Origin of the sequence: Cohnella hashimotonis, assembly GCF_030014955.1 — a bacterium.
Taxonomy (GTDB): Bacteria; Bacillota; Bacilli; order Paenibacillales; family Paenibacillaceae; genus Cohnella; species Cohnella hashimotonis.
Window position 1 is genome coordinate 7,690,001 of the sequence record NZ_JAGRPV010000001.1, and the last position, 25,007, is coordinate 7,715,007.

22 protein-coding genes, 1 rRNA gene and 1 pseudogene (1 of these 24 cut by a window edge) are annotated in these 25,007 nt (G+C 60.4%); 6 read left to right on the plus strand and 18 right to left on the minus strand.

Translation table 11 applies throughout. The annotated features are described in order from the left end of the window. The 11 genes from KB449_RS30695 to KB449_RS30745 all read right to left on the minus strand — a co-directional run. Positions 1-606, minus strand: a 16S ribosomal RNA gene (locus KB449_RS30695) (it extends 947 nt beyond the left edge of the window). Between the two features lie 531 nt (positions 607-1,137). Further along, a complete protein-coding gene (ltrA, locus tag KB449_RS30700) occupies positions 1,138-2,421 on the minus strand; it encodes a group II intron reverse transcriptase/maturase (protein WP_282907093.1) in 1,284 nt (427 codons plus the stop codon). 747 nt (positions 2,422-3,168) lie between these two features. After that, complete coding sequence (gene lysS / locus KB449_RS30705) at positions 3,169-4,689, minus strand: lysine--tRNA ligase (RefSeq protein ID WP_282911992.1); 1,521 nt, start codon at positions 4,687-4,689, stop codon at positions 3,169-3,171. A gap of 138 nt (positions 4,690-4,827) precedes the next feature. Beyond that, complete coding sequence (gene greA, locus KB449_RS30710; protein WP_090117794.1) at positions 4,828-5,304, minus strand: transcription elongation factor GreA; 477 nt, start codon at positions 5,302-5,304, stop codon at positions 4,828-4,830. A 239-nt stretch (positions 5,305-5,543) separates the two neighbouring features. After that, on the minus strand, positions 5,544-6,563 hold the full coding sequence (gene dusB, locus KB449_RS30715) for a tRNA dihydrouridine synthase DusB (protein ID WP_282911993.1): 1,020 nt from the start codon (positions 6,561-6,563) through the stop codon (positions 5,544-5,546). A gap of 12 nt (positions 6,564-6,575) precedes the next feature. After that, positions 6,576-7,079, minus strand: a complete 504-nt coding sequence (gene folK, locus KB449_RS30720; RefSeq protein ID WP_434082532.1) for a 2-amino-4-hydroxy-6-hydroxymethyldihydropteridine diphosphokinase — start codon at positions 7,077-7,079, stop codon at positions 6,576-6,578. A 46-nt stretch (positions 7,080-7,125) separates the two neighbouring features. Then, the gene (folB, locus tag KB449_RS30725; protein WP_282911994.1) at positions 7,126-7,485 is read right to left on the minus strand and encodes a dihydroneopterin aldolase; all 360 of its coding nucleotides are present in this window, start codon (positions 7,483-7,485) and stop codon (positions 7,126-7,128) included. Between the two features lie 15 nt (positions 7,486-7,500). After that, the gene (folP, locus tag KB449_RS30730) at positions 7,501-8,364 is read right to left on the minus strand and encodes a dihydropteroate synthase (RefSeq protein WP_282911995.1); all 864 of its coding nucleotides are present in this window, start codon (positions 8,362-8,364) and stop codon (positions 7,501-7,503) included. Continuing rightward, positions 8,361-9,299 carry an aminotransferase class IV gene (locus KB449_RS30735; RefSeq protein WP_282911996.1) on the minus strand — a complete coding sequence of 313 codons (939 nt, stop codon included), beginning with the start codon at positions 9,297-9,299 and terminating at the stop codon, positions 8,361-8,363. Before KB449_RS30735 ends, folP begins: the two co-directional genes overlap by 4 nt. Next, on the minus strand, positions 9,296-9,874 hold the full coding sequence (gene pabA, locus KB449_RS30740) for an aminodeoxychorismate/anthranilate synthase component II (RefSeq protein WP_282911997.1): 579 nt from the start codon (positions 9,872-9,874) through the stop codon (positions 9,296-9,298). Before pabA ends, KB449_RS30735 begins: the two co-directional genes overlap by 4 nt. Continuing rightward, positions 9,871-11,502, minus strand: a complete 1,632-nt coding sequence (locus KB449_RS30745) for an anthranilate synthase component I family protein (protein ID WP_282911998.1) — start codon at positions 11,500-11,502, stop codon at positions 9,871-9,873. Before KB449_RS30745 ends, pabA begins: the two co-directional genes overlap by 4 nt. A 197-nt stretch (positions 11,503-11,699) precedes the next feature. On the opposite strand from KB449_RS30745, the gene KB449_RS30750 reads away from it, so the two are divergent. From KB449_RS30750 to KB449_RS30760, 3 genes are all read left to right on the plus strand, one after another. Beyond that, the gene (locus KB449_RS30750; protein ID WP_282911999.1) at positions 11,700-12,860 is read left to right on the plus strand and encodes a copper amine oxidase N-terminal domain-containing protein; all 1,161 of its coding nucleotides are present in this window, start codon (positions 11,700-11,702) and stop codon (positions 12,858-12,860) included. 114 nt (positions 12,861-12,974) lie between these two features. Further along, positions 12,975-14,423: an NAD-dependent epimerase/dehydratase family protein gene (locus tag KB449_RS30755; RefSeq protein ID WP_282912000.1), complete on the plus strand. Its 1,449-nt coding sequence runs from the start codon at positions 12,975-12,977 to the stop codon at positions 14,421-14,423. Positions 14,424-14,517: 94 nt separating this feature from the next. Continuing rightward, positions 14,518-14,898 carry a hypothetical protein gene (locus KB449_RS30760; protein ID WP_282912001.1) on the plus strand — a complete coding sequence of 127 codons (381 nt, stop codon included), beginning with the start codon at positions 14,518-14,520 and terminating at the stop codon, positions 14,896-14,898. A gap of 265 nt (positions 14,899-15,163) precedes the next feature. Here KB449_RS30760 and cysK read toward each other — a convergent pair whose 3' ends face one another. From cysK to nadA, 7 genes are all read right to left on the minus strand, one after another. Continuing rightward, complete coding sequence (cysK, locus tag KB449_RS30765) at positions 15,164-16,102, minus strand: cysteine synthase A (RefSeq protein ID WP_090117803.1); 939 nt, start codon at positions 16,100-16,102, stop codon at positions 15,164-15,166. A gap of 136 nt (positions 16,103-16,238) precedes the next feature. After that, complete coding sequence (locus KB449_RS30770; protein WP_282912002.1) at positions 16,239-17,207, minus strand: peptidylprolyl isomerase; 969 nt, start codon at positions 17,205-17,207, stop codon at positions 16,239-16,241. A gap of 24 nt (positions 17,208-17,231) precedes the next feature. Beyond that, positions 17,232-18,110: an Hsp33 family molecular chaperone HslO gene (gene hslO / locus KB449_RS30775; protein WP_282912003.1), complete on the minus strand. Its 879-nt coding sequence runs from the start codon at positions 18,108-18,110 to the stop codon at positions 17,232-17,234. An 80-nt stretch (positions 18,111-18,190) separates the two neighbouring features. Then, complete coding sequence (locus tag KB449_RS30780) at positions 18,191-18,955, minus strand: type III pantothenate kinase (protein ID WP_282912004.1); 765 nt, start codon at positions 18,953-18,955, stop codon at positions 18,191-18,193. Continuing rightward, positions 18,952-19,851: a carboxylating nicotinate-nucleotide diphosphorylase gene (nadC, locus tag KB449_RS30785; RefSeq protein WP_282912005.1), complete on the minus strand. Its 900-nt coding sequence runs from the start codon at positions 19,849-19,851 to the stop codon at positions 18,952-18,954. Before nadC ends, KB449_RS30780 begins: the two co-directional genes overlap by 4 nt. After that, positions 19,844-21,457 carry an L-aspartate oxidase gene (nadB, locus tag KB449_RS30790; RefSeq protein ID WP_282912006.1) on the minus strand — a complete coding sequence of 538 codons (1,614 nt, stop codon included), beginning with the start codon at positions 21,455-21,457 and terminating at the stop codon, positions 19,844-19,846. The genes nadC and nadB overlap by 8 nt, the downstream gene beginning before the upstream one ends. A 43-nt stretch (positions 21,458-21,500) precedes the next feature. Continuing rightward, positions 21,501-22,439: a quinolinate synthase NadA gene (gene nadA, locus KB449_RS30795; protein ID WP_090117808.1), complete on the minus strand. Its 939-nt coding sequence runs from the start codon at positions 22,437-22,439 to the stop codon at positions 21,501-21,503. A 94-nt stretch (positions 22,440-22,533) separates the two neighbouring features. Between nadA and KB449_RS36740 the strand changes: the two are divergent. From KB449_RS36740 to KB449_RS30805, 3 genes and pseudogenes are all read left to right on the plus strand, one after another. Continuing rightward, positions 22,534-22,773: pseudogene (locus KB449_RS36740) on the plus strand (hypothetical protein); the annotation flags it as partial. Between the two features lie 42 nt (positions 22,774-22,815). Further along, positions 22,816-23,355: a hypothetical protein gene (locus KB449_RS30800; protein WP_282912007.1), complete on the plus strand. Its 540-nt coding sequence runs from the start codon at positions 22,816-22,818 to the stop codon at positions 23,353-23,355. After that, positions 23,289-24,905, plus strand: coding sequence for a methyl-accepting chemotaxis protein (locus KB449_RS30805; RefSeq protein WP_282912008.1), 1,617 nt, complete (start codon positions 23,289-23,291; stop codon positions 24,903-24,905). The genes KB449_RS30800 and KB449_RS30805 overlap by 67 nt, the downstream gene beginning before the upstream one ends. Positions 24,906-25,007: the final 102 nt, after the last annotated feature.

A 25,007-nucleotide genomic window follows, 5' to 3' on the forward strand; every position in this document is an offset into this window, starting at 1 on the left:
CTTAAAAGACCGCCTGCGCGCGCTTTACGCCCAATAATTCCGGACAACGCTTGCCCCCTACGTATTACCGCGGCTGCTGGCACGTAGTTAGCCGGGGCTTTCTTCTCAGGTACCGTCATCGAATGTGCAGTTAACACATCCTTATTCTTCCCTGGCAACAGAGCTTTACGACCCGAAAGCCTTCCTCACTCACGCGGCGTTGCTCCATCAGGCTTGCGCCCATTGTGGAAGATTCCCTACTGCTGCCTCCCGTAGGAGTCTGGGCCGTGTCTCAGTCCCAGTGTGGCCGTTCACCCTCTCAGGTCGGCTACGCATCGTCGCCTTGGTGAGCCGTTACCCCACCAACTAGCTAATGCGCCGCAGGCCCATCCCAAAGCCACAGCTTGCACCGTGTTTCTCAGCCAGATCATGCGACCCGGCTGCCTATCCGGTCTTAGCATTCGTTTCCGAATGTTATCCCGGTCTTCAGGGCAGGTTGCCTACGTGTTACTCACCCGTCCGCCGCTAATCTCATCAGGAGCAAGCTCCATCAAAGATCCGCTCGACTTGCATGTATTAGGCACGCCGCCAGCGTTCGTCCTGAGCCAGGATCAAACTCTCCATAAAGGGTAGTTCAATATAGCTCATTTCATTGCTGGTATAACTTTTGCTTCCACCCCGAAAGGCTTCAGCGTCCGTTTGTTTTAACGCTCGATGTTCAGTTTTCAAGGAGCAATCTTGTCTTCGCTCTCGGCCTCTTGCTCGGCGGCCTCTCAGCGGCGACTTGAATAATATATCACAGGCGCCCAGACGAATGCAACACCTTTTTCAAAAGAATTTTAAAAACCTGAAAATCGTGTCTACATCGCTTGTAGTAGGCGGTTCGTCACTTGCAATGCATCCCTCTGATCAGGCTTTCCTCTATATAGAAGGTTCCTGCAGAATCAGGCCCCGCGACGTTCAAAACGACCATTCCCTGTCCGAAGGGGATATCGTTCAAACGGGATGCATACACACATACGCTGCATACGCTGACTCGCTCCCATACCGACGCATTATTCCCATATGCGCCACATATAATCGAGTAGGCCCATGCGCAATTGCATGGGCCTCTCACAGATCCGGACATGCGGGTCGACGCATCCGGCTCCTCCGTGCTTATCCCCGTTGGGGACGCAGTTCTTGGCTTCGCTCAAGCAAACTGCATAGTCCGATTTCGGCAAACCATTCGTTTGGCATTGCGTATTGGGCATAGGTGGAATGCGAGCTCCGCCAGGCCGTCATTCGGAGTCCGGGCATATCTTTATTGTCCCATCCCCGTCTCCTCATTTCCCGGTGGAGTTTGCGAATTTTCTTCCAACTCCTTAGTTGCACGGCCCGTATTCGTCTTCGAATCCAGGCATCCAGTCCTCGGAATCGGCTCAACACATCTCCCGTCCCAAAGTAGTTCCCCCATCCCCGCAAGTATGGGTTTAGTCGCTTCTTCACGATCTGCTCGACCTTCACCGTCTGGTTTCTTCGCGTGATCTCCTTCACCCGTTCTTTGAATCGCTTCATCGCTTTTTCCGACGGCACCATCCGTTTTCCCGGCTTGAACGCATGACCCAGGAATACGAATGTTTCCTTGTAGCTGTTTACGATTTTCGTTTTCTCCGGGTGTATGATAAGTCCCATCTCGCGTTCCAGCAGTCCCACGACCGAATTCAGTACACGCTCAGCGCCTTTTGCCGTTTTGCAACAGATGACGAAGTCGTCTGCATATCGCGTCATTCGGTGTCCGCGCGCCGTCATCGCTTCGTCCAGCGGATGCAGATAGATGTTCGCTAAAAGCGGACTAATCACCCCGCCCTGCGGCGTCCCCGTCTCGTTCAGGTGGAAGCTGCCGCCTTCCATGATCCCGGCCTTCAGGAAGCTCTCCAGCAACCGCAGTACACTGCCGTCCACGATGGTCTCTCTCACCTTTTCAATGAGCTTCTCATGCGGGATGGTGTCAAAGTATGACTTCAGGTCGGCGTCGATCACGTACCGGTAGCCTGCTTCCAGATCCTTGCGGATGTTGGCCAGCGCCATATGCGCGCTTCTTCCCGGCCGGAATCCATAGCTGCAGTCCTTGAACTGCGCTTCGAATAGGGGTTCTATGATACGCCTTGCCGCCGCTTGCACGACTCGGTCTTCCACGGTAGGAATGCCCAGCGGTCTTTGCGTCCCGTCAGCTTTCGGGATATACACGCGTTTTACCGGCTTAGACCGGTAAGTCTTGTTTCGCAGCGCCAGCTGAAGCCCCTCTAGATTAGGCTCCAGCTTCGATTCGTATGCCTTTACGGTCACGCGATCGATCCCTGCCGCTCCGCGGTTTCGCTTGACCTCCCGGAACGCTTCCTCCAGGTTTGGCTTCGCCCAAATCTTGTCGATGAGGCTGTACCATTTGCGTTTGCTTGGCACTTCAGCTCCTACGTGTGCGTGTTTGTCTTGCCTTGGTCCCTCCATGCTCGTTCTCCTTCCCTTCCCGTTCCTCGGCTCGTAGCCTTGCGGCAATCTCCGTGTCCCGGTCGGTACTCGCCCCAGACGGCTTCTCCTTTTGTTCATTCCCCGGATCTACGCACATCTTAGCTCCCCGGCTCCTGCCTGGCGCATGGTTTCCCTCATTCACGCTTCTTTCACGGTTCCGGGCTTCACACGTGTCCCCGCCTTTTGAGTCGGGGCACGCATCGGCGACCTGACGCCGATTCACCTACCTTTGCGGCCTTTCCGGCAGGCTTTCTCGCTACTATCCCTTCTTCTGACTGCCCACCGTCCGTACCTTCCTTCTTGATCCTCACGATCTTGAACTCTGATACCGCTACAAAAAAAAAAACTTTCTGCGCGGAGACGATGGGCTCTCCTTGGGTCACGTCAACCGGCTTTCCCCCGAATCCAGTCCTCTTAACTTACGGAGCCTATGGATGGTATAGGACTACCCTTCTTTTGCAGGGTTATCCGGCTCCGTCAGCCAACTTGGTGTATGCCGCCTGTTCCGGGTTTTGCCTTGGCATCCTCCGCACCGTCCCTTGCGGGCCCCGGCACTACGCCTCTGCTATGTACTTCCGCCACCTCGCGGCGTACGCGGGACTTTCACCCGTTAGTCGGTTGCGCTGCCAAGCGCACAAAAAGCCAGTCGCCTCAAGGCGACCGGCCCTCCAACTATTCCGATTACTCACCGCGCATATGCGGGAAGAGCAGCACGTCGCGGATGGACGGCGCGTCGGTCAGCAGCATGATCAAACGATCGATGCCGATGCCAAGACCGCCGGTAGGCGGCAAACCGTACTCAAGCGCGCGGATGAAGTCCTCGTCGAGATCCTGCGCCTCGTCGTTGCCCGCTTCCTTCTCCACCAGCTGCGCTTCGAAGCGTTGGCGCTGGTCGATCGGATCGTTCAGCTCGGTAAAGGCGTTGGCATGCTCGCGGGCAACGATGAACAGCTCGAAGCGATCCGTGAAGCGCGGATCTTCTGCGTTCTTCTTCGCCAGCGGGGAAATGGCCACCGGGTGCCCCGTCACGAATGTAGGCTGAATAAGCGTATGCTCGACAAACGTCTCGAAGAAGGCGTTCACGATATGGCCGAACGTCATATGAGGCTCCACCGGCACCTTGTGCTCCTTCGCCAGGCGGTGCGCTTCCTCGTCGCTCATATCGGCCGTAAAGTCGATGCCTACGGCCTTCTGGATGAGCGAGGTCATCGACTCCCTGCGCCAAGGCGCGGACAGATTGACCTCCTGCCCTTGATAGACGATCTGCGTCGTGCCCAGCACCTCTTCGGCCAGATGGACGACCAGGTCCTCCGTCAGCTTCATGATGTCCTTGTAATCCGCATATGCTTCATACAGCTCGAGCATCGTGAATTCCGGATTGTGACGCGTCGACATGCCTTCGTTGCGATAGACTCGGCCGATCTCGTATACCTTCTCCAAACCGCCGACGATGAGCCGCTTCAGGTGAAGCTCGATCGCGATCCGCATATACAGCTGCATGTCCAGGGCATTATGGTGCGTAATAAACGGCTTGGCTGCGGCGCCTCCGGCAATGGCGTGCAGCGTCGGCGTCTCGACTTCAAGGTAGCCGCGTCCGTCCAGATAACGCCGCATCGACTGGATGATGCGCGAGCGCGTGATAAACGTCTTTTGCACGTCGGGGCTGACGATGAGGTCTACGTAACGCTGGCGATAGCGCGTCTCTACGTCCTTGAGGCCATGGAACTTGTCCGGAAGCGGCAGCAGCGACTTGGTCAGCACGGTCAGCTCCGATGCCTTGATCGAAGTCTCGCCGGTACGCGTCTTGAATACGGTGCCTTTGATACCGATGACGTCGCCGATATCGAGGATGCCGAACGCCTTGTACTGGTCTTCCGGCACAGAATCCTGACGTACGTAGATCTGAATCTTGCCGGTCAGGTCCTGAATATGCGCAAAGGAAGCCTTGCCCATCGAACGCTTCTGCATGATGCGTCCCGCCAGGCTGACTTCTTCGGCGAGCTCGTCCAGCTCTTCGGTCGACTTGGCGTCGAGGCGCGCCAGGATGTCGCCCGCGGCAGCCGTACGGTCGAACTTCGTGCCGAACGGATCGATGCCCAGCTTGCGAAGCTCGTCCAGCTTGTTCCGGCGGATCTGCAGCATCTCGCTGAGTTCGGCGGCGGTGGGTTCGGCATTTGCATGTTGTTCTAAATCTTGACTCATGATGTACACCCTTTCCTAACTGAATATCCGTCAGAACGCGGGCCACCCCGCTTTCGTCAAAAAAGCTTCCGCTGCCGGAAGCTTTTTCGCGCTCACAGATGGCCTTTTGTCTTGCTTGGCACAGGGCCCCGCAGCAGATTACCTTTTGATATCTACGATCTTGTATTGAATAATGCCCGCGGGTACGCTGACTTCGACGGTCGTGCCCTTCGACTTGCCGATGATCGCGCGTCCGACAGGGCTCTCGTTGGAGATCTTGTTCTTCAGCGGGTCGGACTCGGCCGTGCCGACGATCGTATATTCAAGCGTCTCGTTAAATTCGAGGTCTTCGACGACGACGGTGGAGCCGATGCTCACGGTGTTGAGATCGATCTCGTCGTTGTTGATGATGCGAGCGTTGCGCAACATCTTCTCGAGCGTGATGATGCGGCCTTCAATGAATGCCTGTTCGTTCTTGGCATCTTCGTATTCCGAGTTTTCGCTGATGTCGCCGTAACCGATTGCAACCTTGATCCGCTCGGCCACCTCGCGGCGCTTGACGGACTTCAGGTTCTCCAGTTCCTCTTCGAGCTTCTTGAGCCCATCCGGGGTCAGAAGCACTTCTTTTTCGCTCATCTCACCGATCTCCTGTCGAAGATATGATATCCATGCCGGGCATGAAGGCTTGCTTGCGGAGGCTTCGCCGCGAACCGCGCGGCGGGACGCGCACCTTGAATACAGTTATATGGCGAATTGCCGCCGACATGACTGGGAATGTCCCGGCCAGCCGCGGCAATCTCGACCGTCTTGCGAATATTGCTTAGAATTATATTTCAACCCCTATTAAATGTCAATTAACAGGAATCGACGCGAAATCAATGCACGACGACGGGCCCGTCCTCGGTCTGCAAGGCGGCGTCGAGGTCGGCCAGCGACTCCACGTATTCGTCGAGCTTGCGCGCGACGTCGGCGCGGCGCGTCATTTCCATGATCTCGTTTTTGACGCGCGCGGCATCCGGCAGCCCCTTGAGATACCAGGCCAGATGCTTCCGCATCTCGCGTACCGCTTGCCCCTCGCCTTTGAGGTTGATCAAGCGGTCCATGTGCAGCATAGCGATGCGCATCTTCTCCGCGGGATTCGGGTCCGGGAGCTTCTCTCCCGTGGTCAGATAGTGGACCGTGCGATACAGCATCCACGGATTACCCAGCGCGCCGCGGCCGATCATGACGCCGTCGACGCCCGTATGCGCGAGCATGCGCTCCGCGTCTTCAGGCGAGAAAACGTCCCCGTTCCCGATGACCGGGATGGAAACGGCCTCTTTGACGTCCTTTATGATATCCCAGTTCGCGTGACCCGTATACAATTGTTCCCTGGTGCGTCCATGCACGCTGACGGCCGCGCCGCCGGCGCGCTCGACGGCCCGGGCGTTTTCTACCGCGTAAATATGCTCGTCATCCCAGCCGATCCGCATCTTGACCGTCACTGGCTTCTCGGCCGCGTCCACCGCATACGAAACCATCTCGTAAATCTTGGCCGGATCGAGCAGCCACCTTGCGCCTGCGTCGCACTTCGTGACTTTTGGCACGGGACAACCCATATTGATGTCGATAATGTCGGCGTTCGTATTCTTATCGACGAACTTGACCGCCTCGACGAGCGATTCGCGATCGCCGCCGAAGATCTGCAGGCTGAGCGGCTTCTCCCGCTCGTCCACGAACAGCATCTCGAGCGTTCGCCGATTGCCGTGCAGAATCGCCTTGTCGCTGACCATCTCCGCGCACACGAGGCCGCAGCCGAACTCCTTGGCGATCAGCCGAAAAGCTGGGTTGCAAACGCCCGCCATCGGCGCCAGCACCACGTTGTTATTCATCTCCACATTGCCGATCTTCAGCAAGTGATATCCCTCCTAGAGGCCGCGCGGCTCCAACCCGGAAGCCAGACGGCGAATGCCTTCCCTCTCAAGCGTATCCGGCCCGAGCTGCGCTTCCCAAGGGAAGGCCTCGCCGGGCGCCCACACGTCCCGGAGCGGCGCAAGCACGAACGCCCGCTCCCCCATGCGGGGGTGCGGGAGCGTCAGCTCGTCCGAATCGAACGTCTCATTCTCGTACGACAGCAGATCCAGATCGATGACCCGCGGTCCCCACCGAAACTCGCGGACCCGGCCCATCTCAAGTTCGAGCGCGAGCAGCGCTCGCAGCAGCTCGAGAGGCGGCAGGCTCGTGAATAGCGCCGCCGCCATATTCAAAAAATTCGGCTGGTCCGTATAGCCGACCGGATCGGTCTCGTACACGCCGGACACGCGCTCCACCCGGATGCCGGGCGTCTCGTTCAAACGACGCAGCGCCTCCGCGAGAGACCGCTCCCGGTCGCCAAGATTGGCGCCGAGCGCCACATATGCCAGCTTCATCATCGTTCAGTCCTTCTTATACCCGCGGGCGGCATGCCCGCCGCTTCGGTCATCTGGCACGCGTGAGCTCCACCGTAACGCCGTCGAACGTGATGTCGAAGGGCGGATTCGGCTTCGTCACGCCTACCGTGACTTCATGGATTATAGTATACGTACCGAGTACCGCCGTTGCAATGCTCGCCGCCAGCTTTTCGATCAGCTTTACTGGCGGGCCTTCCACGATTTTCTTGACCAGGGCATGGACCTCCGCGTAGTTCACCGTATCGGCGACGTCGTCGCTCTCGGCCGCGCGGCTCAGATCGAGCTTCATATCCAGGTCCACGTAGTACTTCTGGCCGAGCTTGTTCTCCTCGGGAAATACGCCGTGATATCCGAAAAAAACCATGCGCTTCAGCTTCATCGTATCCATTCGTTCGTCGCTCCTTTACGCTGTCGGTTCGTCTGATCTGGCTTGACGGTATACGATCGCGTCTGTCATTACCGCCACCCGCTTCATGTCGCGCACGTCGTGTACGCGCACGATCTGGCAGCCTTGCGCGATGCCGAGCGACGTCGTCGCGCCCGTACCTTCGACGACATCGTCTGCGGGAAGCTCGAGCGTACGTCGAATGAATGTTTTGCGCGAAGTTGCCAGCAGCACGGGATAGCCTAATGCGTTCAACTCGCCGAGCCGGCCCATCAGCTCCAGGTTATCATCGTAATCTTTGGCGAAGCCGATGCCGGGATCCAGCCAGATGCGATCGTCCGAAATGCCGGCCGCTTGGGCCAACGCCACGCTCTCCCGTAAATCGGCCAGCACGTCAGGCACGAATTCGCGGTAATCCCGCTGTTTGCGGTTATGCATTAAGATGATCGGCGCGTTGGCGTTCGCCGCCACTTGTGCCATTCGAGGGTCGTGCTTCAGGCCCCAGATATCGTTTAAAAGGTGGGCGCCGGCCCGAAGCGCGAGCTCGGCCGTGTCGGCTCTGTACGTGTCGACGCTAATCGGCAGCGGGACTGCCCTGCGGACCGCCTCGATGACCGGCAGAATCCGCCGTTGCTCTTCTTCCGCCGTCACGGGATCGTGTCCGGGACGCGTGGACTCTCCGCCGATATCGATCAAGTCCGCGCCTTCTTCGGCCATCTCGACCGCGCGGCGAACCGCCGTCTCGACCGAATCGAACCGGCCGCCGTCGGAGAACGAGTCGGGCGTCACGTTCAGAATGCCCATGATCAACGTCCGTTCGCCGAGCGAGAGCTCGAGACCGTCGTCAAACCGGTAGTGTCTATGATAAAAGACAGGATTCATGCTTCATCGCCTTTCTCCGCTGCCGCCCGGTAGGCGGTCATCAGCCTCCGGGTCCACGGGCCCGGGGCGCCCGCCGCATCAATGGCATCTGCATCGGCGCGATTCGACGCGAAACCGTCGCTGCCGCCCGGTCCGCGTGCCGGCTGCCCGTCCGGTTCCTGCACCGCGACGACTGGCACGATCTCCTGGATCGAGTTGGTCACGAAGCATTCGTCCGCCCGCAGCAGATCGTTCCATGCGTACTTGCCTTCATGGCAAATAAGACCCGCTTGACTGGCCTGCTCTAACACGTAAGCCCGAGTCACGCCCGCGAGCGGCCCCGTTTCGAGAGACGGCGTATAAAGCGCCCCGTCCCTCACCCAGAATACATTGCTCACCAGACCTTCTACGACCTCGTCCCGCTCGTTCAGGAACAATCCTTCGGTGCTCGCCGAGGCGCCGCCGGCCCGAAGCTCCCGCTTCGCCGCGATATTGTTCATATAGTGGAACGACTTGAGCCGGAGCTCCCCGTTCTCGGGACGCGTCCGCCGAAGGCGCAGAAGCCGCAGCGTCTTGCCGGGCCTTGTTGAGGGATCGTCCGCGGCGAGCGGTTTGGCGTAGACGATCTCACGCGGCGCTTCGTATTCGCCCGCGGGAAGGCCGACTTCGCCGCTGCCGGCGGACACCGACCAGCGGATATAAGCGTCGGCGAGGCCGTTCGCCTCGAGCAACAGCGCAACGCCTGCCGCCATTGCATCGGGGTCCGGCCCATACGAGATACCCATCGCTGCGCAAGCTTCGGCAAGCCGCTCCGCATGCCTGCGAAGCAGCCATGGCCGGCCGCCGTAGGTGCGGAACGTCTCGAACAGGCCCATCCCATACAGGAAGCCGTGATCGTAGACTGAGATCACGGCTTCCCGGCTATCCGTCAATTGTCCGTCCAGCAGCAGCTTCATTGCCGCAAGCCCGACTTGTAGTTCAAGAAATTTTGCAGCAGCGTGCGTCCATGGTCCGTCATGATCGACTCGGGGTGGAACTGCACGCCCTCGACGACGTATTCCCTGTGGCGCAGCCCCATGATCTCGCCGTCCGTCTCAGCACTGATCTCCAGGCAGTCGGGCAGCGTATCGCGCTTCACGATGAGCGAGTGGTAGCGCGTCGCCGTGAACGGCGAAGGCACGCCTTCGAAAATCGTGCGACCGTCGTGGGACATCTCGCTTGTCTTGCCGTGCATGAGCTGCGGCGCGCGTACGACGTCGCCGCCGAAGGCCTGTCCGATCGCCTGATGCCCGAGGCAGACGCCGAAGATCGGAATCTCTCCTTTGAAGCGATCGATCAGGGACAGGCTGATGCCCGCCTCGTTCGGCGTGCAAGGTCCCGGCGAGATCAGGATGTGATCGGGCTTAAGCGCCGCGATGCCGTCCAGGTCGATCTCGTCGTTGCGCTTGACGACGATGTCTTGTCCCAGCTCGCCCAGATACTGCACCAGGTTATAAGTAAACGAATCGTAATTGTCGATGACCAGAATCATGTCCAGTCCCCCTTCGCGTCGGCTCCCGTCCCGTCCGGGCTGAGCCGTTCCCCATATTGTACAGCCTTCCAGAGCGCCTTGGCCTTGTTCAGGCATTCGTAGAACTCCCGCTCGGGATCGGAATCGATGACGATGCCGGCGCCGGCCTGGATATGGATGAGGCCGTCCTTCGCCACCATCGTACGGATAATTATATTAAATTCCATATTCCCCGCGTAGTCAATCCATCCGATCGAGCCTGTATAAGCGCCTCTGCGCACGGGTTCAAGCTCCTCGATGATTTCCATCGTGCGGATCTTGGGCGCGCCCGTGATCGTGCCTCCGGGAAACGAGGCAGCCAGCACGTCGAGGCTGTCCTTGCCGGGCGCGATCCGTCCTTCGACCTGCGACACGAGATGCATCACGTGCGAATAGCGCTCGATCGTAAGCAGCTCCGGCACGTGTACCGAGCCGTAGGCGGAGATGCGCCCGAGATCGTTGCGCGCCAGATCGACGAGCATGATATGCTCCGCGCGCTCCTTCACGCTCGAGAGCAGCTCGTCCGCCATTGCGGCGTCCTCCTCCGGCGTGCGACCGCGCCTGCGCGTGCCCGCGATGGGCCGCATGCTGACGCGCTCTCCCTGTCGCTTGACCAGCAGCTCCGGCGACGCCGACACGAGGCTGAAGCCGGGCAGCCGCAGCAAGCCCATGTAAGGCGATGGATTAATGAGGCGCAGCCATTCATAGAGCGCTTCGGGGCTCGCCGTCACCGGCATCGTCTGCCGGAGGGACAGGTTCACCTGGAAGACGTCGCCTTGACCGATGTACTGCTGGATGCGGCGAACCGCCTGCTCGAACGCTTCTTTGGAAAAGGAGGTGCGCAGCCCCTTCGCGAACGTCTCAACGTCGAGCGCCAGGCCCTCCTCCGCGAGCATTCCGCGCGCCGACACCAGCGCCGACGCGGCCTCGGGTGCTGCGGATGCCGCAACGAACCCGTCCCAGTCCGCCTTCATCCGCGCCGCATGCGCGCGTGCGCGGGCATACGCGGCCGCAACCGCCGGTTCGCTCTTGGCATCGCCCGGATCCGCATGAACGGCGAGGTATAGCTCGCCCGCCTCGTGATCGACGATCCATAGCTCGTCGATCAGCAAAAACGCGTAATCCGGCAGGCCCAGCTCGTCCGCCGCCGTCTGCGGAAGCCGCTCCAGCGCGCGTGCGACGTCATAGCTCCAATAGCCGACGGTGCCGCCCGTGAACATCGGCAGCCCCGTGTCCGACGGCGTGCGATATCGGCCCATGACCTCGCGCACGACCGAGATCGGGTCTCCGCTCAGCCGCTCTGCCTCCTCTCTTGCGCCCTCGCCGCCGCGACGCCTAAGCTCGGCTTGGTCGCCCCGTCCGACCAGCACCGCGCTAGGCCGGATGCCGAGAAACGTATACCGGCCGCCTTTGCCGCTTTCCAGCACGAAGGCTTCCTCGCCCGCCGCCTCCCAGGCGCCGCGCCAGAGCGGTACGCGATCTTCGCCTGCTGCCAACGCATGCTTCTCTATGTAAGGCAGACGATTATACCCGCGGCCGGCCGCCGCATCGGCATCCGTCAACTCTTCAATCCACGACCGCCATTTTTCCAACGATATTCGCGCTTCCAACTCCGCATATCCCCCTCGGAAGCTTTTTCGCCGACAATCTAACCGCGCCGCTCCCTATTCTTCACTAAAGTATACAAACAATCGCATGCCGAGGATAGAGCGTTCGCCCTTCCGCGCGAGAAACTTTATTAACCTCCGAATCGTCTCTAAATATGGGTATTGAAGGATGCAACGCTAAAAAAGGAGATGATCATGACATGCATAAGAGAAATAAAGTCCGGATGTTCGGGCTCGCCCTGCTGCTGGCAGCCGGAACCGCGGCGACGTCCGGCGGATCCGCGGCCCAAGCCGCAACCCCTAAGCCCATTAAACTCGTTGTCAACGGCAACGAGATCTCGGCCGGAACGGCGGCGCCTTATCTCGACGCCAGCGGCAGCGTCTTCGTTCCGCTTCGTATGGTCTCGCAGCTGCTCAAGTCTTATGTGGACTGGGACGGCGCCAAGAAGCTCGTGTCCGTTTACGCGCCCAACCGTACGGTAAAGCTGACGCTCGGCAGCAAGACTGCGCAGCTTAACGACAAATCCATCGCGCTGAACGCGCCGGCTCTCATGAAGAACAATACGGTATACGTGCCCGTCCGCTTCGTCGCGCAGTCGCTGGGCGCCACCGTGAAGTGGCAGAGCGCGCAGCGCGCGGTAACGATCGATGACGGCGATCCGTACGCCGTCGGATACGCGATTACGATGACGCCGTCGATGTTCTGGCTCGACAGGAAGACCGGCGACCTATATCAGTCCGATCCGTCCAACAGCCCGGCCGTGAAGACCGGCAGGCTCGATTTTGAACAGCAAGAGTATTTGAGCCTGTCCGTCGACAAGCTCGGTACCGGCGGATTCGTCGTCACGGTGTCCGATAATTATGGCGAACCGCATATCAACGTCAACTACACGACAGCCTACGTCAAAAACAAGAAGCTAGCCGACCAAGCCTCGGTCCATTACTGGCAGCGCATGACGCCGAACGTGACCAGCAAGGGCAACCAGCCGGTGCTGACCGACGGCAAAACGTTGCGGATTCTTAAAGCGGACGGGAGCACGGACAAGACCTACGACCTGACGAAGCTCGGCGGGCTGGACGAAGTTTACGGCGTGGAGGGCATCGGCGCAAACTACCTGCTCATCCGGCCGAACACGACAGGCTTGCTCACGCTGGTCGACCCGGAGACGGGCAAAAAGAAAGAGCTGTACGAGCTGCTCGACCCGGCGGATCAGGAATATGCCAAGCTGAACGACGTCCCCTACCACGGCGACACGTTCACGGTAGAAGGCGAGCATGACGGCGTTATCGATCTCGACTACACCAGCGTCAAGAACGGCCAACATCAGAAGCTTTCGGTTAAAATCACAGACTGGCTGTAAAAAACGTAAGTAGGTTGCCTGCTACGCCAAAATGCCCCGCCCCGGCGGGGTTTGTTACTTTGCGGACGATAACGGGTATGTGTCGGCAGACGGATACGAAGGAGCGCAGTCACCATGAGCAAACGGGAAGACGGCTTGGAAAAAAGACCCGTCGTGGCCTTGACCGGCGCGAGCGGCTATATCGGCCGCAACCTGCTCGAACGCTTGACGTCGTTCGCCGATGTCATCGCGTTATCCAGAGGCGGCGGGGAAGAGCGGGAAGCCGAGCCACATACGAGCTGGCGCTCGTGCGACCTGTTTTCCCTGATCGACGCGGAACGGGGATTGGCGGGAGCGGACTATGCGATTTACCTGGTCCACTCCATGCTCCCGTCGGCCAAGCTGACGCAAGCCCGATTCGAGGATATGGACGTGCTGCTCGCGGACCACTTTGCCAGAGCCGCCAGCAAAAATGGCGTGCGCCAGATCGTTTACCTGAGCGGCATTATCCCGGCGAACGTCCCTCCCGAAGCGTTGTCCCGCCATTTGCGGAGTCGGCTGGAGGTAGAAAAGGTGCTCGCTTCGTACGGCGTGCCGGTGACGACGCTGCGGGCCGGCCTGATCGTCGGGCCCGAAGGTTCTTCTTTTCCGATTCTGCTGAAGCTGGTTCGCCGCCTGCCCGTCATGATCCTCCCCAAGTGGACGCGCACGCATACGCACGCGATCGCCCTCCCCGAGGTGCTGGACGCCTTAACGGCGACGATCGGACGGACCGGCCTGTACCGGCGCGCGATCGACATCGGCGGACCCGACGTCATGACCTACAAGGAGATGCTCGGCCAAACGGCGGAAACACTGGGGAAGAAACGTTTATTCATTCCCTTTCCCGCCTTTTCCGTTTACTTGTCCCGCCTATGGCTTGCGCTCATTACCGGAACGCCCAAAGAGATGGCTTACCCTTTGATCGAGAGTCTGGTTCATACTATGGTTGCAAGAGACGAAGGGCGGGCGAGCGGGATTGGAGAAGGCGTTATCACGTTTCGCGAGGCGGCGAATGACGCAATACGGGAAGAGGAGCAAAGAAAGCTTGACCGCGAACGCGCCGCTGGAGGGAAGGAGCGGAAGCCGGGAAAGGCGGCAAGCGCCGCCAAGTCGGACGTCCGTTCCGTGCAGCGCGTCAGACTGCCCGAGGGGATGGATGCCGACGCTGCTTCGAAGTCGTACCTTAGCTGGCTGAATCGGGCGGCCGGACCGCTGATCCGGGTGGTGCACGATAAGAAGGATATTTATCGGATTCACATCGCCGGCCGCAAAGCGCCTCTGCTTGAGCTTACGTACTCCGAAGAGCGCAGTTCGCCGACCCGGGCGTTGTATTATATTACAGGCGGTTCCTTTTCAAGCCGAAAAGAGACGCACCGCGGACGACTGGAGTTTCTGCAGGTGCCGGACTCCGACGAATGCATCATCGCCATCCACGATTACTTGCCGGCGCTGCCATGGTTCCTCTACAAGTACACGCAGGCCAAGATTCATTTGTGGGTCATGTATGCGTTCAGGCGTTATTTGAGGAAACGAATTCGGTAGGCGCTCGCCCGACCGCATAGCCGCCCTCGTTCGCGCCTATACTACGGTGGATCAACGCCGGTGTAGACGTTGCCGGCCAAAGGGGGACGACGCGATGGCAGAACGGGCGGTGCTCGCCTACTTCAACACCCCGGACCAAGCCAGACAGGCGCTGGAGGGGCTGAAGTCCTTGCGCCTGATCGAGCATGCAATCGACCGGTTTGACGGGTATCCGGGCGCCGGCATGGAGCATCTCGATCAGCTGGGCAACACGATCGCCGGGACGTTCCGCGGACTCGGATTCATCACGCTTGGCGGAGACTTTGACAATCCCGATGCCGCCGTGCTGGCCGCAGCCAGCGTCAGCGCCAGCGGGATGAGCTCGGGCGGGCCCGACAACCGGGTTACGGGACGCGATATTCTGCTGACGGCCATCGTCGAAGAAGAGGACTACGACCGGGCGGTCGCCATTTGCCAGGAAGCGGGCGCTCTATAAGCGGAAACGGGGGGCTACGAGCCCTCCGTTTTTACTTGAGCCAGCTAATAACGATGCCACGCATCGCTAACCATCGCACTCCCGCAGCATCGGGCAAATAACGATGTCCGAGATCGCTATCCCGACGCATTCTCGCATCTCCAGCCAAATAACGATGTCGCACGTCGCTATGCCGCCAACATTCATATCCCGTTCCTGCCGCCGACCGGAAAACGCCAAAATCCGGCCGCCCCAAAAAGGACGGCCGGATCGTCGGCCAACTCTATTAGTTGTCGAAGTTGAACAACGGCGTGCTCAGGTAGCGTTCGCCGTTGGACGGAACGACTGCGACGACGCGCTTGCCGGCACCGAGTTCCTTCGCGACTTGCAGCGCTGCGAAAATCGCCGCGCCGGAGGAAATGCCGCACAGGATGCCTTCCTTCTTGGCAGCGGTGCGTGCCCATTCGAAGGCGTCTTCGTTCTCGACGGCGATGATCTGGTCGTAGATCTCGCGGTCCAGAATCTCAGGCACGAAGTTGGCGCCGATGCCCTGGATCTTGTGCGGACCCGCCTTGCCGCTCGACAGCAGCGGAGATGCCGCCGGTTCGACAGCGACGATCTTGACGCCCGGGAAGTTGTCCTTCAGCACCTTGCCGGCGCCGGAGATCGTGCCGCCCGTGCCGATGCCCGCCACGAACGCGTCCAGCTTGCCGTCGAGCGAGTTGATCGCTTCGACAATCTCGGGACCCGTCGTCTCGAGGTGAATCTTGAGGTTCGCTTTGTTCTTGAACTGATCGGCGAGGAAATAGTCCGGGTTCTCCTTAAGGAGCTCTTCGGCCTTCTTGACGGCGCCGTTCATGCCTTCGGAACCCGGGGTCAGCACCAGCTCGGCGCCATAGGCGCGAAGCAGATTGCGACGCTCAAGGCTCATCGTCTCAGGCATGACGATAACCGCGCGGTAGCCCTTCGCAGCAGCGACGAGCGCGAGACCGATACCAGTGTTGCCGCTGGTCGCTTCGACGATCGTGCCGCCCGGCTTCAGCTTGCCTTCTTTTTCGGCTTCCTCAACGATGCTGATGGCGATCCGATCCTTGACGCTAGCGCCCGGATTCTGATATTCGACCTTGACGTAAACCTCCGCGCTGCCTTCAGGTACGATGCGGTTCAGACGGACAAGCGGCGTATCCCCGATCAGGTCCGTGATATTCTGCACGATTTTTGCCATGGCGAATGATTCCTCCTCGAATAATGGCGGACGGCGTCGTCCATTTTTCTATTTCCGACAATTTCAGTAGGTTTTTATCTTTTCTCATCTTATCAACGTTGCACAAGATTGTCAATAGAAGGATAATGCCCTTCAGTTAATATTGGAGCGCCCCGTCAAGCACTTTGGCGTCATACTTGTCCAGCAGCGTCTGCTCGACCTCGGACAGCGGCGGCGACACCGACAGCGCGTATTCGCGCTTCGCCGCTTCCCGATTCGCCTGCCCATCCTGCTCGCCCGAGCCTCGCCGGCCCTCGACGAGCACGACCTCGTAGCCTGCGTCCGTGCGAATCGGCCCTGCCGCTTCCCCGATCTCGAGCTTCGCAGCCGCGGCCAACAGCTCGGGCGCCACAAACGGATCGTCGGTCTCGACCCAACCGAGACTGCCTCCGTCGGCAGCGGTATCCGCATCCTGCGAGTTCGCGGCCGCCAGCTCCGCGAAGTCCTCTCCTTGCGCGAGCAAGTCGACCAGATGCGCTGCGTCCTTCTGCCGCTCCACGACGATGTGGGAGAGCTTCAGCTCCTCCTTCGGCGCGAATTCCTCCGGATGGTCGCTCATGTACTGATCCACTTCCGCATCCGTCACCTCGACGCCGCGAATCGCGAGTGCTTCAAGTTGCAATTTATAAAGAAGATCCTCGCGCACGTCGTCGGGCGTCATGCCAAGCTGCTGCCGCCGGGCATCATAGAAGTCTTCCAGGCTCTGGTAGCCCTCGCTTGCCTTGCGAAGTTCCCGGTCCAGCGATGCCTCCGTGATCGAGATGCCCGCGGACTGCGCCTCCTTCTGGACGGCCAGGCGGAGCATCATCATCCGCAATGTCTGCTCCCCATACGAACCTAATAACGCGTTGAGCAGCTGCTGGCGGGTGATGCGCGTTTCTCCTACGATTGCCACGGTGTCGCCCGCTCCTCCCGGAGCGCCCGACATCGAACCGGATGGGATCGGCTCGGTGCCGGACGGCTCCGCCGTAAGCGCCGGCTTGGCCGTACATCCGGCCTCGGCAGCAAGCGCCCACGTCAGGGCAAGCAGAACGATCGGCTTCCCCAGCCGCTTCGTCTGCCACATGGCCGTATCCCTCCCTTTGCTATATTAAGAAGTCGCGCGTTCCAGAATCCCGCGGAGCTGCTCGCCGTCGAACGAATAGGATTCATTGCAAAAATGACACTCGACCTGCGCCTGGCCGTCCTCGTCGATCAGCTTGCGCAAGTCGGTCTCGCCCATGCTGATGAGCGTGCGCTCAACGCGCTCGCGCGAACAGTTGCAAACGAACTTGGGCTCGATCGTATCGTGAATCGTCAGATCGTCGCCGACGAGGAACTTCAAGATTCCCTCGGCGGTCTCGCCTTGATCGAGCAGCGCGGTGACATGTGGCATCGCCGAGACGGCCTGCTCGAGGCGCGACAACTGCTCGTCGGTAATATTAGGAAGCACCTGAATGACGAAGCCGCCCGCATGGAGCACGGTGTTGTCGGTATCGACGAGAACGCCCAGCCCGACGGCGGACGGCGTCTGCTCCGATGCCGCGAAGTAATACGTGAAGTCCTCGGCCAGCTCGCCCGAGATGAGCGGCACGCTGCCGCGGTACGGCTCCTTCAGGCCAAGATCCTTGGTCACGTTAAGAAAACCCGTCTTGCCTACCGCGCCCGATACGTCCAGTTTGCCCAGACTGTTGCTGGGCAGATGCGTATGCGGATAGTCGACATAGCCTTTAACTTCGCCGACGGCGTTGGCGTCGGCCACGATCTGACCGATCGGTCCGTCGCCCTTCACTTGTACGGTGAGCTTCTCGTCTCCCTTGAGCATGAAGCCCATCATAGCCGCCGCAGTCGCGGTCCTTCCGAGCGCGGCCGAAGCCGTCGGAAATGTATCGTGCCTGCGTTGGAGCTCGCGCACGAGCTCGGTCGTTTTCGCGCCAAAGACACGAACGGCGCCGCCCCATGCGGTGCCTCTGATCAGTTCGTCCGTCACTTCATCCGCTCCTTTGCCTAAGTTGTTCGATGCCGGCTCGTCCGTCCGCCGGAGCGGGCGGAACCGGCCGGCCGGGATTTCTATAGATTGCGTTCGTAAATGATTCTTAATCCTTCCAGCGTCAGCATTGAATCGACCGATTCGATCGTCTCCGACTCGCTGGCGATCAGCTCCGCGAGACCGCCCGTCGCAATGACGCGCGGCGTGCAGCGCTGCTCGGCGCAGATCCGCTTCACGATGCCGTCCACCTGGCCGGCGTAGCCGTAGATCGCGCCGGACTGGATGGCCGCGACCGTGTTGCGGCCGACGACCGCCTTCGGCTTGGCCAGCTCGACGCGCGGCAGTCTGGCTGCACGCTGGTACAGCGCCTCGGCCGAGATGCCGATGCCCGGCACGATGACTCCGCCGAGATAAGCGCCCGACGGGTCGATATAATCGAAGGTCGTCGCCGTGCCGAAATCTACGACGACCAGCGGCGCTCCATAGTGCTCGATGCCCGCGACCGCGTTGACGATCCGGTCGGCGCCGACCTCCTTCGGATTTTCGTACCGGATGTTGAGGCCCGTCTTGATGCCCGGTCCGACGACCAGCGCCTCGCGGCCCACATACTTGGGGAACAGCCGCTCGAGCGTAGGCATGAGCGGCGGTACGACGCACGAGACGATCACGCCGTCGATCTCGGCCGCCAGGATGCCCGCGATGCTGAACAGGTTGGTCAGCATGATCCCGTACTCGTCGACCGTCGCCGAGCGGTTCGTGCTGAGCCGCCAATGATGGAGAAGCTCCGAGCCCTCGTACAGGCCGAGCACGATGTTGGTGTTCCCGACGTCGACGACCAGAATCAAGAGACTTCCCCCTTCTTGACTTCGTTCAGATCCAGGCTGATGTCCAGCGCGTTGAACGAGTGCGTCAGCGCGCCTACGCTGATCACGTCAACGCCGGACGCAGCCACTTCGCGCACCCGCTCCGGACGAATGCCGCCGGACGCTTCCAGTACGATATGGGGCGCGATGCCCCGCAGCTCGGCGGCGGCCGCCTTCATTTGCTCGGGCGACATATTGTCGAACATAACGACGTTCGCGCCTGCGCGCGCGGCTTCGACCGCCTGCTCCAGCGACTCGGCTTCGACCTCGATCATCATCGTGTGCGGGATGCGCGACTTCGCCGACGCGACGGCCGCAGAGATGCCGCCTGCCGCTTTAATATGATTATCCTTGATCATGACCGCATCGTACAAGCCGAAGCGGTGATTGTTTGCGCCGCCGATGCGCACGGCATATTTCTCCAGCGTGCGGTGGCCCGGCGTCGTCTTGCGCGTGTCGGCGATCCGCGCCGGATAGCCCTGGGCCGCGTCCACGTAGACGCGGGTCTTGGTGGCGATGCCGGACAGACGCTGCAGCAGGTTCAGCGCGAGACGCTCGCCGGTCAGGATGCTGTGCGTAGCGCCCTCGACGACCGCGAGCACGGTGCCGCGCTCGACGCGGTCTCCGTCATGCGCCCGCGATTCGACCGCGAGCGAAGGGTCGATCACGCCGAAGACGAGGCGCATGAGCGGCATGCCCGCAAGCACGCCCGCTTCCTTGGCGTGAATAATTCCCTTCGACCGGTGGCCCGCCGGCACCGTCGACATCGTGCTCACGTCCCCGCTGCCGATATCCTCGGCCAGCCAAGCCCTAAGCTGCGCCTTCACGGCATCGACCGCGGGTCCCGCGATCTCCCAGTCCTTTTCCGATTCAAACATCGCCTATGAACTCCTCTCCGATGCCCCGTTCCCTGTGCATCAGCGTATGCTTGCGCCAGAACAGATCGTCCTTGTCCGGGAAGTCCTCCCGGTAATGCGCGCCGCGGCTCTCTTCGCGCATAAGGGCCGCCTCCATCATCAATGTCGCGCAGGTGAGCAGGTTCGCGTATTCGAACTCCTCGCGCGCCGACATCTCTGTCTGGTACAGCGGCGCCTGACGGCGCAGCTCTTCGAGCCCCTTGGCCAAGCCGTGGGCCTCCCGCCTGAGACCGGCGAAGCGCACCATCAGCTTCTGAAGCTTAAGGCGGCGCTCTGCCATCTTGCCCGCCGGCGTGCCGATCCGCTCAGACGCATATCCGGTACGCGCTTCGACCGTAAGCGGCGGCAGCGAGCCGATCCGATCGACGATACGGCGGCCGAACACGATCGCTTCGGACAACGAGTTGCTCGCCAGCCGGTTCGCGCCGTGCACGCCCGTCGACGATACTTCGCCGCAGGCGAACAGCCTGGGGATGCTCGATTCGCCGTTCATATCCGTACGGACGCCGCCCATCATATAATGGGCAGCAGGCGCCACCGGAATCCAGTCCGTCGTCATGTCGAGGCCGTAATTCAGGCAAAACTCGTAAATATTCGGAAACCGGTGCTTGATCAGATCCGGCGTCTCGTGGGTAATATCGATGTAAACGTAAGTCGACTTGGTCAGTTCCATCTCGCTCACGATGGCCCGCGCCACGATATCGCGCGGTGCCAGCTCGAGCTGCGGATGGTACTTGTCCATGAAGCGCTCGCCCCGGATATTGCGGAGAACGGCGCCTTCGCCGCGTACCGCTTCCGAGATCAGGAAGCGCGGCGCGCCCGGATAGCACAGCGATGTCGGGTGAAATTGGTTGAACTCCATGTCGCGGATGACCGCGCCGGCGCGATAAGCCATCGCGATACCGTCGCCCGTCGCGACCTCGGGATTCGTTGTGTAGCGGTACAGCTGCCCGGTGCCTCCCGAACAGAGGACGGTCGCCGCGCCGCGCACGATCACGCGCGAGCCGTCCGGCTTCTGCACGAGCGCGCCGACGCACTCGCCCTCCTCGGTCAGCAGATCGAGCACGAAGTGGTCGTCCCACACTTCGATATTGGGCACGCTTTGCACCTTGTCCGCCAGCGCGCGCACGATCTCGTAGCCCGTAGCGTCGCCGTTGGCGTGCAGAATGCGGCGCTGGCTATGCGCGCCTTCCTTGGTCAGGGCGAGGTGTCCGTCCTCCTCGTCGAAGTGCGTGCCGTATTGGATCAGCGCCTGGACGCAATCCGGTCCCTCGTGCACGAGTACGTCTACCGCCTCGGGATCGCATAGCCCGGCGCCCGCGATCAACGTGTCCTGGCGGTGAAATTCCGGCGAATCGTCCTCCGAGATGACGGCCGCGATGCCGCCCTGGGCGTAGCGGGTGTTGCTGTCGAACAGCGACTTTTTCGTGATCATGAGGACGCGGCGGTCCTTGGCAGCCTGAAGAGCGGTGAAGAGGCCCGCGATCCCGGCTCCGATAATGATCATATCCGTCTGTACGGTCTCAAGCTCCGCCGGATCGAAATCGACGATATATCGTGGTATCATGGCCCTCTGCGACTCCCTGCCTGAAGTTATTGGTCTCTCTCGATTACTTGACGAGCAGCATGCGCTCGAGCGACAGGCGCGCCTTGTCGGCGACGTCTTGCGGCACATGGATCTGCGGCTGCATCGTTTCAAGCGCCTTGACGACCTTCTTCAGGTTGTTGACCTTCATATTCGGGCAGACGAGGAACTTGCTCGCAAAATGGAACGTCTTGTCCGGGCTGTCCACCCGCAGCTGGTACCCCGTGCCGTCCTCGGTGCCGACGATGAACTCCTTGTGGCTCGATTCGCGGCAATACTTCAGGATACCGGTCGTGCTGCCGACGAAGTCGGCCAGCTCGACGACCTCGGGGCGGCATTCCGGATGAACGACGAACTGCGCGTTCGGATACTTCGCCCGCATCTCGTACACATCTTTGACGGTCAGCATGTCGTGCGTGTTGCAATAGCCTTCCCAGATAATCATCTTCTTGTCCGTATGCTGCTGCACATAGTGGCCCAGGTTCTTGTCCGGGCACCAGATGACCTCGTCGCCTTCGACCGAATTGACGACCTTGACCGCGTTGGCGGACGTGCAGCAGATGTCGGTCTCGGCCTTTACGTCCGCGGACGAGTTGATATAGGTCACGACCTTGGCATTTGGATGCTTGGCCTTCAGCTCCCGCAGGCCGATCGGATTGACCATGTCCGCCATCGGGCAGCCCGCGCGCTCGTCGGGGACGAGCACGGTCTTGTGCGGCGCGAGGATCTTGGCGCTCTCGCCCATGAAGTGCACGCCGCAAAACACGATGACGTCCGCGTCCGTCTGCGCGGCCTTCTGGGCGAGCAGGAACGAGTCTCCGCGGAAGTCGGCCACCTCTTGAATCTCGTCGCGCTGGTAATAGTGAGCCAGAATGATGGCATTGCGTTCCTTCTTCAGCTGCGCCAGGCGCTCGCGCAGCTCGCGGTTCTGCTCCGCTTTGCGTTCAAGGGCTAAAGCTTCCATGGTGAGTCTCCTCCTGCGGCGTTGACGCCTGGTATCATTAATTGTGAAAATAAGCACAAATTAGGCCGCTTAACAAAAACGGGTTGCCAAAAACGCAACCGACGTCGGTGAGTCAACAATAAATTTACACTTGCCAGGGGGTACTGTCAATGAATGTTCACAGATTTCCGCAAGAAGTTTTCCGTGTATTTATCGGGTCTCCCGAGGCTCGGAAACAATCGGGAACACGCGTTCCTCCGCGCATTCCAGACGGCCGACCGCAATAAATTCCAGCGCATCGCAAATTAGTCGTCATGAAACCGCATTCATCGATCGGCGCCGTCTATTAGAATGAGGAGTGGCTTCAAACATTTCCCAATAAGGCAGGCGTTCGACATTGACCTCCTCTCCCGCATCCCCCGCTCCACTGCACCGGAAGGACCGCCGCAGACGTTCGCTGCGCACGAAATGGATGCTCCTCATTTCCATTGCCGTATTTATCTCGCTGACCGCCTGCACGCTGATGCTGTTCGCTACGGTGAGGAGCTCGCTGCAACGTTCCTTTGCCGATGCCAATGCGGTACAGGTCGAGAGCGCGACGCGCGAAATGCGGATGCTGACCGAGCAATACGAAAAATCGCTTGAACAGCTCTCCATGTCGATCGGGACGTTGGCCGCGAGCGCGGGTCGTCCCGACGAACCTATTGGGCAGCTGCTGCGGGAGACGCAGGCCAAGGATCCGGCTCTGCAAAGTGTCTTCTTCATCCGCGCCTCCGACGGGCATACGCTGAGTTCTTCGAGCGCGAGTCCCCCGGCTGACGATCGGCAATCTTCGATATACCGGCTCGCTGCGCAAGAGAAATCCACCGCATGGACGAGCGTCCACCTGGACCAGCCGCCGGCAAGATGGCTGTCACCGTCGTCACGCCTGTCATGAAGGATTCGGAGCTGTACGGCGCCGCGGGCTACGATATCGATCTTGCGGGACTCGGCGCGCTGCGGGAGTCGAACGAGACGTTCGGCAAAAACAAGCTGATCCTTTTCGATGACCGCGGCCTCGTCGTCACCTCCTTCATGAAGGGGATGGAAGGAAAAAATATCGATCCGAACGCGAGCGGACGGACGGAAGGCGCGGACGACGCGCTCGAGGATATAAGCGATATGAAAAAAACGTTCGCATGGGTCGAGGATGTAGCGGCCGGCAAACGGGAGGATATCGCGTTCAAATGGAAGGGCGTACGGTATACCGGCACGGTCTCTTACGTTTATTCGATGAACTGGAGCGTCGTCTCGTTCATCGAACGAAGCGCGCTTGACCGGAGTTTGCAAGGATTTATACGGATTAGCGCGGTCGCCCTTGTCATCGGGCTCGCCATCGGCGCCCTGGCCGCCCTCTATATTGCGATTCGGCTGCTGCGCACGATTCATACCCTTCGCAAAACGATCGCCAAGACGGCGGACGGGGATCTGATCGCGCAGTTCGATTATGCGGCAAACGACGAGCTCGGCGACTTGGCGTCGAACTACAACGAAATGCTGCATCGCGTCCGATCGCTAATCGGGAAGGTGAATGTCGGCGTGACCTCCGTCGAAGAGACGGCGCACGGCGTTATGGTCATTTCGGGGGAAAACGGCAGAACCAGCCGGGAAGCCGCCCGGTCGACCGAGGAGATCGCGGCAGGCGCGGCGGGCACGACGCTGGAGCTGGAGAAAAGCTCCGAAGCCGTACGTCTGCTAACTCGGGAAATCGGCACGCTGACGGTTCAATCCGCCGATATCGAACGCGAGCTCGCGACCTCCGAGGTTCAGGTCCGGGAGGGGGACGCTAGCGCCGCGCATTTGGAAGCTTCGTTCGAGGAGCTCGAGCAAGCGTTTGGCCGGGTGGCCGGCATGGTCGACGATCTGTGCGCGCAATCGCAATCGATCTCGTCCGTCACCCGGGCGATCTCCGATATTGCAGAGCAGACGAATGTCCTGGCCGTGAACGCCGCGATCGAAGCCGCGAGAGCGGGCCCGCATGGCCGAGGCTTCGCGGTCATCGCGGACGAGGTCAGAAGGCTGGCGCTGCAAGCCCGTCAGTCCGCGAAGCAGATCGAGCGGACGATCGCCGGCGTTCTGGAGCAGACTGGTAGCCTCGCGGAGGTCGTGAACCGCACCAACGAAGTTAACGGCATTCAGAAGGACGCGGTGTCGCACGTTAGCCGCGCGATGAAGCAAATCCAAGCTTCTATCGCCCGGATGCTCGCGCACGTTGCCCATGAGCGCTCCACGATTACCGCAATCGATTCGCAAAAAGGTGTCGTCGTCTCTTCTATCGGTACGATCCTGTCCGTCTCCGAGCAGACGGCAGCCTCCTCGCAGGAGATCGCCTCCTCGGTTCAAGCGCAAGCGGCTGCTGCGGCAGAGGTGTCCGAGCACGCAGCACGCCTCGTCGAGCTGGTCTCCGTGCTGAAGGAGGATGTATCGAGGTTTAAGACGGAATTGTAGTAAGCGCGATAGATGGAATCGGGATCGGGATGCACAAGAGCGCCCCGGTTCCTTTTTTTGTCTAAAACGGAACCTCCTGCGCGTTTGCGGTGTCTAATCGGT